The sequence below is a fragment of the Rhizobium sp. Root1204 genome, assembly GCF_001424965.1.
Lineage (GTDB): Bacteria > Pseudomonadota > Alphaproteobacteria > Rhizobiales > Rhizobiaceae > Pararhizobium.
On record NZ_LMCZ01000004.1, the window covers coordinates 105433 to 117759 of the forward strand.

At 59.5% G+C, this 12327-nt stretch carries 17 protein-coding genes; 11 read left to right on the top strand and 6 right to left on the bottom strand.

Going from position 1 to position 12327, the window contains the following annotated elements; genetic code table 11:
* Positions 1 to 4: 4 nt before the first annotated feature.
* From ASC96_RS06055 to ASC96_RS06065, 3 genes are all read right to left on the bottom strand, one after another.
* Positions 5 to 349 carry a cupin domain-containing protein gene (locus tag ASC96_RS06055; protein ID WP_060502150.1) on the bottom strand — a complete coding sequence of 115 codons (345 nt, stop codon included), beginning with the start codon at positions 347 to 349 and terminating at the stop codon, positions 5 to 7.
* Positions 350 to 404: 55 nt separating this feature from the next.
* A complete protein-coding gene (locus tag ASC96_RS06060; RefSeq protein WP_060502151.1) occupies positions 405 to 1685 on the bottom strand; it encodes an O-acetylhomoserine aminocarboxypropyltransferase in 1281 nt (426 codons plus the stop codon).
* A 132-nt stretch (positions 1686 to 1817) separates the two neighbouring features.
* Positions 1818 to 2246 (bottom strand): CoA-binding protein, encoded by a 429-nt coding sequence (locus tag ASC96_RS06065; RefSeq protein ID WP_060502152.1) that lies wholly within the window; start codon positions 2244 to 2246, stop codon positions 1818 to 1820.
* A 233-nt stretch (positions 2247 to 2479) separates the two neighbouring features.
* Here ASC96_RS06065 and ASC96_RS06070 point away from each other — a divergent pair, with 233 nt between their 5' ends.
* From ASC96_RS06070 to ASC96_RS06080, 3 genes are read left to right on the top strand one after another with little or no spacing between them, the layout of a single operon-like run.
* Positions 2480 to 3316 carry an EamA family transporter gene (locus tag ASC96_RS06070; RefSeq protein ID WP_060502153.1) on the top strand — a complete coding sequence of 279 codons (837 nt, stop codon included), beginning with the start codon at positions 2480 to 2482 and terminating at the stop codon, positions 3314 to 3316.
* A 48-nt stretch (positions 3317 to 3364) separates the two neighbouring features.
* Positions 3365 to 3631 carry a type II toxin-antitoxin system prevent-host-death family antitoxin gene (locus tag ASC96_RS06075; protein WP_060502227.1) on the top strand — a complete coding sequence of 89 codons (267 nt, stop codon included), beginning with the start codon at positions 3365 to 3367 and terminating at the stop codon, positions 3629 to 3631.
* Positions 3628 to 3897: a Txe/YoeB family addiction module toxin gene (locus ASC96_RS06080; protein WP_060502154.1), complete on the top strand. Its 270-nt coding sequence runs from the start codon at positions 3628 to 3630 to the stop codon at positions 3895 to 3897. Before ASC96_RS06075 ends, ASC96_RS06080 begins: the two co-directional genes overlap by 4 nt.
* On the opposite strand, the gene ASC96_RS06085 is transcribed toward ASC96_RS06080, so the two are convergent.
* Positions 3888 to 4715 (bottom strand): enoyl-CoA hydratase, encoded by an 828-nt coding sequence (locus ASC96_RS06085; RefSeq protein WP_060502155.1) that lies wholly within the window; start codon positions 4713 to 4715, stop codon positions 3888 to 3890. The genes ASC96_RS06080 and ASC96_RS06085 overlap by 10 nt on opposite strands.
* Before the next feature lie 160 nt (positions 4716 to 4875).
* Between ASC96_RS06085 and ASC96_RS06090 the strand changes: the two genes are divergently transcribed.
* The 3 genes from ASC96_RS06090 (at position 4876) to rpsI (ending at position 6469) form a co-directional block, all read left to right on the top strand.
* Complete coding sequence (locus ASC96_RS06090; protein ID WP_060502156.1) at positions 4876 to 5307, top strand: PaaI family thioesterase; 432 nt, start codon at positions 4876 to 4878, stop codon at positions 5305 to 5307.
* A gap of 227 nt (positions 5308 to 5534) precedes the next feature.
* Entirely contained in the window at positions 5535 to 5999 is a 465-nt protein-coding gene (rplM, locus tag ASC96_RS06095; RefSeq protein ID WP_060502157.1) for a 50S ribosomal protein L13, read from the top strand.
* A 2-nt stretch (positions 6000 to 6001) separates the two neighbouring features.
* A complete protein-coding gene (gene rpsI, locus ASC96_RS06100; RefSeq protein WP_060502158.1) occupies positions 6002 to 6469 on the top strand; it encodes a 30S ribosomal protein S9 in 468 nt (155 codons plus the stop codon).
* 63 nt (positions 6470 to 6532) lie between these two features.
* Here the strand turns inward: rpsI and ASC96_RS06105 are convergent, their stop codons facing one another.
* Positions 6533 to 6994 carry an Lrp/AsnC family transcriptional regulator gene (locus ASC96_RS06105; protein WP_060502159.1) on the bottom strand — a complete coding sequence of 154 codons (462 nt, stop codon included), beginning with the start codon at positions 6992 to 6994 and terminating at the stop codon, positions 6533 to 6535.
* A 122-nt stretch (positions 6995 to 7116) separates the two neighbouring features.
* Between ASC96_RS06105 and ASC96_RS06110 the strand changes: the two genes are divergently transcribed.
* From ASC96_RS06110 to ASC96_RS06125, 4 genes are all read left to right on the top strand, one after another.
* The gene (locus tag ASC96_RS06110; RefSeq protein WP_060502160.1) at positions 7117 to 7908 is read left to right on the top strand and encodes a phenylalanine 4-monooxygenase; all 792 of its coding nucleotides are present in this window, start codon (positions 7117 to 7119) and stop codon (positions 7906 to 7908) included.
* 81 nt (positions 7909 to 7989) lie between these two features.
* Positions 7990 to 8946 carry an agmatinase gene (speB, locus tag ASC96_RS06115; protein WP_060502161.1) on the top strand — a complete coding sequence of 319 codons (957 nt, stop codon included), beginning with the start codon at positions 7990 to 7992 and terminating at the stop codon, positions 8944 to 8946.
* Between the two features lie 93 nt (positions 8947 to 9039).
* Positions 9040 to 9972, top strand: coding sequence for an N-acetyl-gamma-glutamyl-phosphate reductase (gene argC, locus ASC96_RS06120; protein ID WP_060502162.1), 933 nt, complete (start codon positions 9040 to 9042; stop codon positions 9970 to 9972).
* Between the two features lie 63 nt (positions 9973 to 10035).
* The gene (locus ASC96_RS06125) at positions 10036 to 10827 is read left to right on the top strand and encodes a sulfite exporter TauE/SafE family protein (RefSeq protein WP_060502163.1); all 792 of its coding nucleotides are present in this window, start codon (positions 10036 to 10038) and stop codon (positions 10825 to 10827) included.
* Here ASC96_RS06125 and ASC96_RS06130 read toward each other — a convergent pair whose 3' ends face one another.
* Positions 10828 to 11931 (bottom strand): COX15/CtaA family protein, encoded by a 1104-nt coding sequence (locus tag ASC96_RS06130; protein WP_060502164.1) that lies wholly within the window; start codon positions 11929 to 11931, stop codon positions 10828 to 10830.
* 176 nt (positions 11932 to 12107) lie between these two features.
* On the opposite strand from ASC96_RS06130, the gene ASC96_RS06135 reads away from it, so the two are divergent.
* Complete coding sequence (locus ASC96_RS06135; protein WP_037107608.1) at positions 12108 to 12320, top strand: DUF2842 domain-containing protein; 213 nt, start codon at positions 12108 to 12110, stop codon at positions 12318 to 12320.
* Positions 12321 to 12327: the final 7 nt, after the last annotated feature.

Consider the following 12327-nt stretch of genomic DNA (forward strand, 5'->3'; position numbering starts at 1 on the left):
AGAGCTAAATCCGAATGACATAGTCCTTGCGAGTCGTTTCAATCACTTCCCAGGTTCCCTTGAAGCCGGGTCGGAGAATCATGCTGTCGCCGGCCTTCAGATGCGTTGCGGCACCGCCGTCTTCGGTCACGATCGAAACCCCGGACAGGATGTGGAAATACTCCCATTCGTCATAGACGATCCGCCACTTTCCGGGGGTCGCTTCCCAGATACCGGCATAGATGCCGCCTTCGGCTTCCTCGAAATTCCAGGTGCGAAACGTGGGCGTGCCGGAGATCAGCCTGTCCGGTGCCGGGGCGCCTGCCTCGGGTTCAATGGACGCCGGGTCGAATGTCAGTGCGTGGGTCATGAATGCTCCGCAATGGACAAAGAGGTGGCCGGCGAACCGGCCACCTCTGGATGGATCAGGCTTTCGCCAGCGACTGCTCGAGATCGGCGATGATGTCGGCGACATCCTCGATCCCGACCGACAGGCGAACGACTTCCGGGCCAGCGCCGGCTGCCGTCTGCTGCTCCGGCGTCAACTGCCGGTGGGTGGTCGAGGCAGGATGGATGACCAGCGAGCGGGTGTCGCCGATATTGGCAAGATGCGAGACCATTTCCAGGCCTTCGACAAAACGCTTTCCAGCTTCGTAACCGTCCTTCAGGCCGAAGGTGAAGACGGCGCCGGCACCGCGCTTGGAATATTTCTGCTGCAGCGCGTAATTGGCGTCGCACTCAAGGCCCGCATATTTCACCCACGCGACCTTGTCATGGCTGCTCAGCCATTTGGCGACGGCCAGCGCATTGTCGCAATGGCGCTGCATTCTGAGCGGCAGCGTCTCGATGCCGGTCAAAAGCAGGAAGGCGTTGAACGGCGAAATCGCCGGTCCAAAGTCGCGCAGGCCGAGCACCCGGCAGGCGATGGCAAAGGCGAAATTGCCGAAGGTCGCATGCAGCACCATGCCGGCATATTCCGGACGCGGTTCCGACAGGATCGGGTATTTGCCGGATTTCGACCAGTCAAACGTGCCGCCATCCACGATGACGCCGCCCATCGAATTGCCGTGCCCGCCCATGAACTTCGTCAACGAATGCACGACGATATCGGCACCATGCTCGATCGGCTGGATCAGGTAAGGCGTGGCCATCGTATTGTCGACGATCAGCGGCAGGCCGTGTTTCTTGGCAACGGCGGAGATGGCAGCGATATCGACGAAGGTGCCGCCCGGATTGGCAAGGCTCTCGATGAAGATCGCCTTGGTGCGATCATCGATCTGGCTTTCAAACGAGGCGATATCACCCGTATCCACCCAGCGCACCTGCCAGTCGAACGACTTGAAGGCATTGCCGAACTGGTTGACCGAGCCGCCGTAAAGCTGGCGCGCCGCCAGGAAATTGTCGCCAGGGCTCATGATCGCGTGGAACACCAGAAGCTGCGCCGCGTGGCCGGAGGCAACCGCCAGCGCTGCCGTACCACCTTCAAGGGCCGCCACGCGCTCTTCGAGCACGGCCTGGGTCGGGTTCATGATTCGCGTGTAGATATTACCGAAAGCCTGCAGGCCAAACAGCGAGGCGGCATGATCGGTATCGTTGAAGACGAAGCTGGTCGTCTGGTAGATCGGCGTTGCCCGCGCGCCCGTGGTCGGGTCCGGTGCGGCGCCCGCGTGAACCGCAAGCGTGTTGAAACCGGGTTTATTCGTCATGGATGTGTCCTCCCTTGAATCAAGTTCGGCGCACTATTTCAGAGGCGACACCGTGCGGTCAAAGACTGTTTTGCCCGATTTGCACGCCGGGCGAGCAAGGAATTCCAAAACGGCGTTGTGATGCCTCGAAAATCACCCGACCAGCCGTGGATATTCGATCGCCGGGCAACGGTCCATCACCACCTGAATGCCATTTTCTTCAGCTTTTGCGGCAGCTTGGTCATCACGCACGGCCAGCTGCGTCCAGATGAATTTGGGCCGGTTTTCCAGGGCAAGAATTTCGTCAACCAGGGCCGGAAGTGCATCTGCAGCACGAAAAACGTCTATCATATCGACCGGCTGAGAAATATCCGCGAGCCGGGCATAGACCTTTTGGCCGTGGATTTCCTTGCCCGCCTGCCCCGGATTGACCGGAAACACCGTGTAGCCCTTGCGCAGCAGGAATGCCATGACGCGATAGCTTGGCCGCTCGGCATTAGGCGACGCGCCAACCAGGGCGATGGTTTTCGTCGAGCGCAGAATGTCGGTCAGATAGTAGTCCGGATACACATCATGATTCATCGTCGAATTCCGCGGTTGCAATCTTTGGGCCGATAATTGGAACAGCATTTCACGGTGTCAACCGATCACATTCGCGATTGCACGTAAATGCGTGGGAGGCAACGGCCGCCGGGTGGCCAAATCTGGCTGTGTGGTCAAAATCACATTGCTTTTCAAGGTTCGCCGCCGCAAAACTCGGCGACTACACCTTTCTCTCGCCTATCTCCGTCTTCTCGCATTTCTGAAGGTTTCCCGTGCCTCTCGACGTCATCGCTCTCGTTCTGTTCGGAGCGCTCCTGCATGCAACCTGGAATGCACTGGTCAAGGCCGGAACGGAGAAATCGCTGGATGCCGCGATGATCGCGCTGGGGGCAGCCGTCGTCGCCCTGCCCTTCCTGCCCTTCATGCCGCTGCCGCATCCGGATGCCTGGCCGTTTATCCTGGTCTCGGCGCTGTTCCAGTTTGCCTATTTCCAGCTCGTCGCCGCGGCCTATCGCGCTGGTGATATCGGACTTGTCTACCCGCTGATGCGCGGCGTTGCTCCGTTGCTGGTCGCGGCAAGCAGCGGCGCGATCATCGGCGAAAACCTCTCCAGCGGCGCGCTCGCCGGCGTACTGACGATCTCGACCGGTGTGCTCACCCTCGCCTTCGAAGCCCGCAAAGGCGGCACACGCGCCATCCTGCTGGCCCTCGCCAATGCCGTCGTCATCGCCAGCTATACCTATGTCGACGGCATCGGCGCGCGGCTGGCTCTCAACCCGATTTCCTACACGCTGTGGATGGCGCTTTTGCCCCCAGTGCTGTTGTTTTCCTGGGCTTTTGCCAAACGTGGCTTTGCGCCGGTGCTGTTCCACGTCCGCCATCAATGGTGGCGGGGGCTGATCGGCGGCGGCGGCTCGATCGGCGCCTATGGCCTGGCGCTTTGGGCGATGACGAAGGCGCCAGTCGCGACGGTCGCAGCGCTGCGCGAGACTTCGATCCTGTTTGCCATCGTCATCTCGATCGTGTTCCTGAAGGAGCGTGTCAGCATCTTCCGCATCACCGCTGCTTGCCTGATCGCGCTGGGCGCGCTTATGCTGAAGCTGGCTTGAAAAACGTCGAAACGGCATATGTACAAGATCACGTACAGAGGACCGGTCATGAAAGTCATCAGCTTTTCCGAACTCCGCGCCAACATGGCCAAGCACTTCGACCGCGTCGAAGAAGATCATGACGAACTGATCGTGACGCGGCAAAACCGCGAGCCGATGGTCGTCATGTCGCTCAGCGATTTCGAAAGCTGGAAGGAAACGATGTATCTCACATCGAACCCCGTCAACAAAGAACGGCTACTGCGATCCATTGCCGAGCTTGACGAGGGCAAAGGCATCGAAGTCGATTTCGACGCACTTTTGTCCGGCAAATGAAAATCCAGTTCTCGCAGGATGCGTGGGAAGACCTGCAATACTGGATCGCGACTGACAGCAAAACCCTGCAGAAGATTCTGAACCTACTGAAAGAGTGCCAGCGGACCCCATTTTCCGGCACAGGAAAGCCTGAACCTCTACGAAATGAGCTTAAGGGCTGGTGGTCTCGCCGGATGACGCAGGAACATCGGATTGTCTACCGGGTTTCAGGCCCCACCGAAAACCAGACGCTTGAAATCGCGGCTTGCCGAAGCCACTATTCCTGATCTCCCTTCCACTCCGGCGTCCGCTTGCCGAGAACCGCCTCGATCCCCTCCTTCGCATCTGACTTCAGCATATTCTCCACCATCACCCCGGTGGCAAAGTCATAGGCCTCGGTGATGCTCATCTCGGCCTGCCGGTAGAACGCCCGCTTGCCGATCCGCAGAGCCTGCGGTGATTTCGAGGCGATGACGGCGGCGTATTTGTTGACCACCTGCTGCAGGTACTGTTTTGGCACGATGCGGTTGACGAGGCCGAAATCCTTGGCGGTCGAGGCGTCGATGGTTTCACCGGTCAGGAGCATTTCCATCGCCTGCTTGGGATGAGCCGCACGTGAGACCGCCACCATCGGCGTCGAGCAGAACAGGCCGATATTGACGCCGGGCGTGCAGAAGGTCGAACTGTCGGTGCAGATCGCCAGGTCGCAGCTTGCAACGAGCTGGCAGCCGGCCGCCGTTGCCAGGCCATCGATCTCGGCGATCACCGGCTGCGGCAGCCGGTTGATCTTCAGCATCAGATCGGCGCAGAGCCGCAGCGACTTTTCAAAGAAGGCCCTGCCCTCGTCTGCGTCAGTGCGATGCGCGGTCAATTCCTTCAGGTCGTGACCGGCCGAAAAGAGTAAGCCAGAGGCGGCAAGGATCACAACGCTAACGTCATCGGATTGAGAGGCAGCGTCCAGTTCCGCGCTCAGCGCTTCGAGGAGCGCAATCGACAGGACGTTGGCAGGAGGATTGTTGAGTGTCAGCCGGAGCACATTGCCAGAAAGCTCGCGCAGCACCGGGCCTTTGGGTTCTTCCTTGTGCAGGGGAACGATATCCGCCATCTCTCTTCTCCTTTGTAAGCTCTGCCATTGCGCTTGCCGGGTCAGCGTCTGGTACGCTGCCGCAGGCGCCGTTTCAAGCACCCTGAACTCGATAGGACTTTCGTCCGGCTTGCTCCCACGATCCCTCGCCTTCTAAAACGTTTATATATCAGGAGTGACCATGCCGCTGGAACCCATCCTCACCGTTGCCGATCTCAACCGTTTTCTCGAAACGGATTTTTCCGAGGTGCATACCGATGGCAAGATCTTCGAGGTCATCGCTACCGGCTCCGGTTTCGCGACGATGCGACTCGATCCGCAGGAAAAGCACCTGCGCCCCGGCGGCACCGTCTCCGGACCGACGCTTTTCGCTCTAGCCGATGTCACAGCCTACATTACGCTGCTTGCCCATATCGGCCCGGTGGCGCTCGCTGTCACCACCAATCTCAATATCAATTTCCTCAGAAAACCCAGGCTCGGGCCGCTACAATGCACCTGCCGCATCCTGAAGCTCGGCAAACGGCTGGCGGTGCTCGATGCCGCAATTTCAGAACTTGATGGCGTTGAATTAGTCGCTCACGCTACTGCCACCTATTCGATTCCACCGAGATAATTTGTGGTATAAAAATACCACAATCATAACCATTTGTTTTATAAAGACATTTTTTCAAACTGGCCCAAACGGCAATCTTGACCGCATTTCACGGTTTGCGTATAAGCCGAACCAGATCGCGGTCCCTTGGGGCCGCTTTCATTTTTGGCTGGCTGAAAGCCTGCCAAATTCAAGCAACAAGAAACGCCCGGCGGCAACGTATCGGGTTCCAACGAAAGAGTTTTAACATGTCAACCTTCGTTCAGAAGCCTGCAGAGGTGGAGAAGAAGTGGATCATCATCGACGCCGAAGGCCTCGTTGTTGGCCGCGTCGCCACTATCATCGCCAACATCCTGCGTGGCAAGCACAAGGCAACTTACACTCCTCACGTTGACGATGGTGACAATGTCATCGTGATCAACGCCGAGAAGGCAGTCCTGACCGGCAAGAAGTACACCGACAAGAAGTACTACTGGCACACCGGTTACCCGGGCGGCATCAAGGAGCGCACCGCGCGCCAGATCATCGAAGGCCGCTTCCCGGAGCGCGTTCTCGAGAAGGCTGTCGAGCGTATGGTTCCGCGTGGTCCGCTTGGCCGTCGCCAGATGAAGAACCTGCGCGTCTACGCAGGCACAAACCATCCGCATGAAGCACAGCAGCCGACCGTCCTCGACGTCGCCAAGCTGAACAGCAAGAACGTAAGGAGCGCCTAATCGTGGCTGATCTCTCTTCTCTGAAAGACCTCGGCACGGCTTCGGAAGCTTCGGCTCCGGTTCATGTCAAGAAAGTTGACGCTCAGGGCCGCTCCTATGCGACCGGCAAGCGCAAGAACGCCGTCGCCCGCGTCTGGGTCAAGCCGGGCTCCGGCAAGATCACCGTCAACGGCAAGGAGTTCGCTCACTACTTCGCACGTCCGGTTCTGCAGATGATCCTGCGCCAGCCGATCGTTGCTGCTGCCCGTGACGGCCAGTTCGACATCGATGCAACGGTTGCAGGCGGCGGTCTTTCCGGCCAGGCCGGTGCCGTTCGTCACGGCATCTCGAAGGCCCTCACCTACTTCGAACCGGGCCTGCGCTCGGTCCTGAAGAAGGGTGGCTTCCTGACCCGCGATAGCCGCGTTGTCGAGCGTAAGAAGTACGGTAAGGCCAAGGCCCGCCGTTCGTTCCAGTTCTCGAAGCGTTAATCGTTTCAGGAATTACGATTTGGAAAAGGCGGGCTTTGTCCCGCCTTTTTCTTTGTCCGGTGCTTAGAGCGGCAGTTCCGTCGAAAACTTCAATTCCCGCAGCACGAAGCTCGACACCACCGTGCGCACATGCGGATTGCGCATCAGATAGCGCGTCATGAACGCCTCATAGTTTTCCACATCGCTCGCCCGGATTTTCAGCATGTAGTCGAAAGCGCCGGAGAGCGCGTAACATTCCATGATTTCAGGCCGCTCCAGCACCACGGATGCGAACGAGGCAACCGCCTCCTCGTGATGATCTTCCAGCGTCACATGCGCGATAACGCAGAGCTTCAGATCGAGTTTACCGGGGTCGAGCAGCGTCACGCGCTTGCGGATGACCCCGTCGGCCTCCAGTTCCTGGATCTTGCGCCATGCCGAACTCTGCGACATGCCGGCCTTTTCCGCCAGATCGGCCAAAGACAGGCTGCCGTCGGCCTGGACAAGCTGCAGAAGCTTGCGATGGAAACTCCCAGATTCTTTCATTTTTGAAGATATCCCCGAAAAATCCTCCCAAGATTATGGAGATATCCAGCATGAAAGAAAGAAAAATCCTGTGATCCCGGAGCATAATTGCAGGGAAACGTGCATCTGGGAGGATCGACGCCATGACCAAGGAAAGCAGCTACACCGCCAAACTGCCCGGCCCGGACGGGATTTATCCCTATACCGCCGAAGAGGATGCCATCTGGGGCGAACTCTATGAGCGCCAGATGAAGCTGCTTGCCGGCATGGCGTGCCAGGAATATCTTGATGGGGTCAAAACCCTTGGGCTCAAGGCCGACAAGGTGCCGCAGCTTGCCGATGTCGACCGCCGCCTGCATGAGACGACCGGATTTGGCGTCGAAGGCGTGCCAGCTCTTATTCCACCCTCGCGCTTCTACGAACTGCTGAGCCAAGGCAAATTCCCGCTCGCCACCTTTCTGCGCCGCCGCGAGCATATCGACTATATCGAGGAACCGGACCTGTTCCATGAGGTCTTCGGCCACTGCCCGCTGCTCACCAACCAGAGCTACGCCAATTTCGTCCGCCATTTCGGTGAAGCCGCCGTCAAGCTGGGCAAGGGCTATTCCTGGCACCTGTTCCGCATCTTCTGGTTCACGGTCGAATTCGGCCTGATCAACACGCCGCAAGGCCGCCGCTGTTTTGGCGCGGGCATCGTTTCATCGCCCAGCGAAGCAAAGGCGGCGATGGACGGCACGGAATGCGAATTCCGGCCATTTGATCTGATGAGTGTGCTCAGAACCCCCTATCGCATCGATATTGTCCAGCCGATCTATTATGTCATCGACAGCTTTGCCGATCTGGAAGCGATCGTTGAGCAGGATATCGGCGCGATGATTGAAAAGGCAAAATCGCTCGGCGATTTCGCGCCGACTTACGAAGCCAAGGCCTCCTGAAAGATCGATTGCGATAATCCGGGTCTTGCCTTCCCGCCACCGATTGTCCAACGTCTGGCCACACAACAGACGGGACCGATCATGGCCAACAAGACGATAGACCACGCAATCACCGCCACATCACTGAAGAGTGCCGCAACGGATCCCACCCATGCCGGCATCCTGTCCTTCATGCGCCGGAAATACACGAAGAGCCTGAAGGGCGTCGATGCCGTCGTCTGGGGCATCCCGTTCGACGCGGCGACCTCCAATCGGCCCGGCGCCCGCTTCGGGCCGCAGGCCATCCGCCGCGCCTCCGCGATCTTCGACAATGATCCGCAGTACCCGTTCGAGCGCGACCTGTTCGAAGACATGGCGACGATCGACTATGGCGATTGCCTGCTCGACTACGGTCATCATGCCGCCACGCCGGAAACCATCCGTTCAGAAGCGGAAACCATTCTGAAAAGTGGTGCCTTCCTGCTGACGCTCGGCGGTGATCATTTCGTCACCCTGCCGTTGTTGCGCGCCCACGCCGCCGTGCACGGTCCCCTCTCGCTTGTCCAGTTCGATGCCCATCAGGATACCTGGGCGGACGAGAAGGGCCGGATCGACCACGGCTCCTTCGTCGGCCGCGCGGCACGCGAAGGCCTGATCGACACAGCAAGCTCGATCCAACTCGGCATCCGCACGCATGCGCCTGATGATTGCGGGATCCGCATTCTCTATGGCTACGATCTGGAGGAAATGAGTGCCGGTGACATTGCTGACGTCATCCTGCGCCATGTCGGTGACCGTCCGGCCTACCTTACCTTCGATATCGACTGCCTCGACCCCGCCTATGCGCCAGGTACCGGAACACCGGTCGCAGGCGGCCCGTCCTCGGCAAAGATCCTCTCGGTGATCCGCAAACTTGGCGCGCTGACGATCAAGGGCGCCGATGTCGTCGAGGTGGCACCCGCCTATGACCATGCCGATATCACCGCCATTGCCGGTTCAACCATCGCAATGTATATGCTCGGCCTTCATGCCGAACAGCTGGCGGAGCGGCGCGGATAGCGACTGGGGCCGCCCTGTTGTCAAACTGATTCAATTGCATGCCAAAGTGATTCCGGAAGACCCGATAATCCCTTGGCAGGACAGGATAAAACCATGAAACCGAAGATCTTTATCGATGGCGAACACGGCACAACGGGGCTGCAGATCCGCAGCCGCATGGCTGGCCGCTCGGATGTGGAACTGCTGTCCATTCCGGAAGCGGAACGCCGCAATGCCGCCATTCGCGAAGATCTCTTGAACAGCGCCGATGTCGCGATCCTCTGCCTGCCGGACGACGCCTCAAAACAGGCCGTCACCATGCTCGAAGGCAACAACAAGGTGCGCATCATCGACACCTCGACAGCCTATCGCATCGCGCCGGACTGGGCCTATGGCTTTGCCGAAATGGACAAGGCGCAGACGGCGAAAATCCGCGATGCCCGCCTCGTCGCCAATCCCGGCTGCTATCCGACCGGCGCTATCGGCCTTATCCGCCCGCTGCGCCAAGCCGGTATCCTGCCGCAAGACTATCCGATCACGGTCAATGCCGTTTCCGGCTATACCGGTGGCGGCAAGCAGATGATCGCGCAGATGGAAGACCCGGCCAATCCCGATCGGATCAGCTCGCCGAACTTCCTTTACGGCCTGACGCTCAAGCACAAGCATGTGCCGGAAATGCAGATCCACGGCATGCTCGATCGCGCGCCGATCTTCTCGCCCTCCGTCGGCCGCTTCCCGCAGGGCATGATCGTGCAAGTACCGTTGTTCCTCGATCAGCTGAACGGCAGCGCAACACTCGAGACCATCCACGCTGCTCTCTCTGCCCATTACGCAGGCCAATCAATCGTCGAGGTCGTGCCATTGGACGTCAGCACGAAGATGGCGCGCGTCGATGCCGTCGAGCTTGCCGGCAAGGACACGATGAAGCTGTTCGTGTTCGGCTCGGACGGCGGCGAACAGGTCAATCTGGTTGCCCTGCTCGACAATCTCGGCAAGGGCGCTTCGGGCGCTGCGGTGCAGAACATGGACCTGATGCTGTCGGCCTGAGAGACATAGCAGCACGGAGCGCCCATCGGGCGCTCGCTCGCGCGCAGGGGTATTTGAACTGACATGGGCGATACCGGCTTTTTCGCGACCCTTCTGGCAAGAATCGCCACCGCGTTGCCGGAGCACGGGCTCTATGCGCTGCTTGTCTGCACCTTCATTGCCGGTCTTGCCCGCGGCTTTTCCGGCTTTGGTGCCGCCCTTATCCTGATCCCGGTCGGCGGTTCAATCGTAGGCCCGAAGATCATTTCGCCAGTTCTGCTGGTGATCGATACGATTGCGGCAGCTGGTATGCTTCCAGCCGCCTGGCGCGGTGCCAACCGGCGCGAGGTCTTCACCATGGCATCCGGCGCACTGATCGGCGTGCCGCTTGGCACAGCGGCCTTGGCACTCGCCGATCCTCTGATCCTGCGCTGGGCGATCACGGTCGTTTCGGCACTGATGCTGATCCTGTTGGTCTCCGGCTGGCGCTATCACGGGCAACCGCGCGCGCCGCTGACGGCCGGTGTCGGCGGCATAGCCGGAGTTTTCAGCGGCGCGGCGCAACTCGGCGGCCCACCGGTCGTCGCCTATTGGCTGAGCGGCGCCAGCGACATGCTGGTGATCCGCTCCAACCTGATGCTCTATTTCGTCATTTCCTCGGCGCTGACAGCCGTAACCTACCTGATCGGCGGCCTGTTCGTCGAACAGGTCTTTGCGCTGACGCTGGTCGTCCTGCCGCTCTATGCCGGCGGTCTTTACGCCGGCTCCCGCCTGTTCGGCCTCGCCAAACCATCGACATTCCGCATCATCTGCTATGTCCTGATCGGCGCATCCGCCATTCTCGGCATGCCCGCGCTGGACGGGCTGCTGCGCTGATCAGGTGCGGACTTCGATTTCCAGCGGCCGCGGATATTCGCCGATAAACGCCCGCCAGTGAGCGATGGCAAAACCGAGCACGACCAGCGCGCCACCCTGATGGGCCACACCCCAGCCGACCGGCACCTGCAAAAGCAGCGTCATGATGCCGATCATCGCCTGGATCGTCACCAGTACGAACAGCAGAACGGACCGGCGCGCATGCGTCGTTTCCGGTGCGTTGCGCAACGAGGCGATCATGTGCATCAGAACGAACGCAAACAGCACATAGGCACCGATACGGTGGACGAACTGCACGGTCTTCGGATTTTCGAACAGGTTGAGCCAGGCGGGTTGTTGGATGAACAGGTCCGACGGCACGAATGCGCCGTCCATCAATGGCCAGGTATTGTAGGAGAGGCCGGCATCAAGTCCTGCAACCAGCGCGCCCAGATAGATCTGGAACAACGCCATGCAGGCGATGATCGCAGCCATCTTCTTCGAGCTTTTCGTCGGTGCCAGATCGTTGGCATGCGGCGCCAGTCCCCTGCCGATCCAGATGCAGGAGACGAAGATCAGACAGGCGATGATGAGATGGATGGCCAGCCGGTACTGGCTGACCTCGGTGCGATCGGCAAGGCCGGAGGAGACCATCCACCAGCCAATGAAGCCCTGAAACCCGCCCAGCGCCAGAATGCCGAGCAGCGGCAGTTTGAGCCGCGGCTCGATCTGTCCGCGAATCCAGAAGAAGGCCAGCGGCAGTGCGAAGATCAGACCGATCGAGCGAGCCAACAGCCGGTGCGCCCATTCCCACCAGAAGATGGTCTTGAACCCTTCCACGGTCATGTCGCTGTTGATCTGCTCGTATTGCGGGATCTGCTTGTAAAGCTCGAACTCCTCCTGCCATTCGGCAGCGGTGAGCGGCGGGATGACGCCGTGGATCGGCTTCCACTGGGTGATCGACAGGCCGGATTCCGTCAGCCGCGTCGCGCCGCCGACAAGCACCAGTCCGAACAGCACCAAAACGACGATGCCCAGCCAGATCCTGATCTGGATGCGATTGCGGCTTACCGTATCGATCTCGTTCAAAAGGCGCCGTTCCGTCGCCAAATCCGCGCTTGCCATCAAGGCCTCCACTTATCAAAATACATGGCCGGGCCGGTTAAAGGCACTTTGTCCTGGGGCGCATGCATCAAAGCCGTTGATTTGCACCAGAGCAGCATGCAAAACAAGGCTTACCCCTTTGCGGCATGCCGTCGCGGCAATTTGTCCTGCGAAACCTGCCAACCGGAAAGTCCTGAATGCCTGTTCGCCTGAGAAAACTGATCGGCACGGTCCTGATCATCATCCTCGTCATCGTCTATGCGCTGGCGGCCACCACTTTTGCCTCGCTTCTGCTTGGCACCTCGCCGTGGTGGATCCATCTCGCCTATTTCTTCTTTACCGGCCTGTTGTGGATTCTACCCGCGATGCTGATCATCAAGTGGATGGAAAAGCCCGCCAAACCACGCTGAACCGAAA

Excerpts from the sequence above, each read along its gene's own strand:
- ASC96_RS06055 (WP_060502150.1), bottom strand. The coding sequence starts at position 349 with ATGACCCACGCACTGACATTCGACCCGGCGTCCATTGAACCCGAGGCA.
- ASC96_RS06060 (WP_060502151.1), bottom strand. The coding sequence starts at position 1,685 with ATGACGAATAAACCCGGTTTCAACACGCTTGCGGTTCACGCGGGCGCC.
- ASC96_RS06065 (WP_060502152.1), bottom strand. The coding sequence starts at position 2,246 with ATGAATCATGATGTGTATCCGGACTACTATCTGACCGACATTCTGCGC.
- ASC96_RS06075 (WP_060502227.1), top strand. The coding sequence starts at position 3,365 with ATGAAAGTCATCAGCTTTTCCGAACTCCGCGCCAACATGGCCAAGCAC.
- ASC96_RS06080 (WP_060502154.1), top strand. The coding sequence starts at position 3,628 with ATGAAAATCCAGTTCTCGCAGGATGCGTGGGAAGACCTGCAATACTGG.
- ASC96_RS06085 (WP_060502155.1), bottom strand. The coding sequence starts at position 4,715 with ATGGCGGATATCGTTCCCCTGCACAAGGAAGAACCCAAAGGCCCGGTG.
- ASC96_RS06090 (WP_060502156.1), top strand. The coding sequence starts at position 4,876 with ATGCCGCTGGAACCCATCCTCACCGTTGCCGATCTCAACCGTTTTCTC.
- rplM (WP_060502157.1), top strand. The coding sequence starts at position 5,535 with ATGTCAACCTTCGTTCAGAAGCCTGCAGAGGTGGAGAAGAAGTGGATC.
- ASC96_RS06105 (WP_060502159.1), bottom strand. The coding sequence starts at position 6,994 with ATGAAAGAATCTGGGAGTTTCCATCGCAAGCTTCTGCAGCTTGTCCAG.
- ASC96_RS06110 (WP_060502160.1), top strand. The coding sequence starts at position 7,117 with ATGACCAAGGAAAGCAGCTACACCGCCAAACTGCCCGGCCCGGACGGG.
- speB (WP_060502161.1), top strand. The coding sequence starts at position 7,990 with ATGGCCAACAAGACGATAGACCACGCAATCACCGCCACATCACTGAAG.
- argC (WP_060502162.1), top strand. The coding sequence starts at position 9,040 with ATGAAACCGAAGATCTTTATCGATGGCGAACACGGCACAACGGGGCTG.
- ASC96_RS06125 (WP_060502163.1), top strand. The coding sequence starts at position 10,036 with ATGGGCGATACCGGCTTTTTCGCGACCCTTCTGGCAAGAATCGCCACC.
- ASC96_RS06130 (WP_060502164.1), bottom strand. The coding sequence starts at position 11,931 with ATGGCAAGCGCGGATTTGGCGACGGAACGGCGCCTTTTGAACGAGATC.
- ASC96_RS06135 (WP_037107608.1), top strand. The coding sequence starts at position 12,108 with ATGCCTGTTCGCCTGAGAAAACTGATCGGCACGGTCCTGATCATCATC.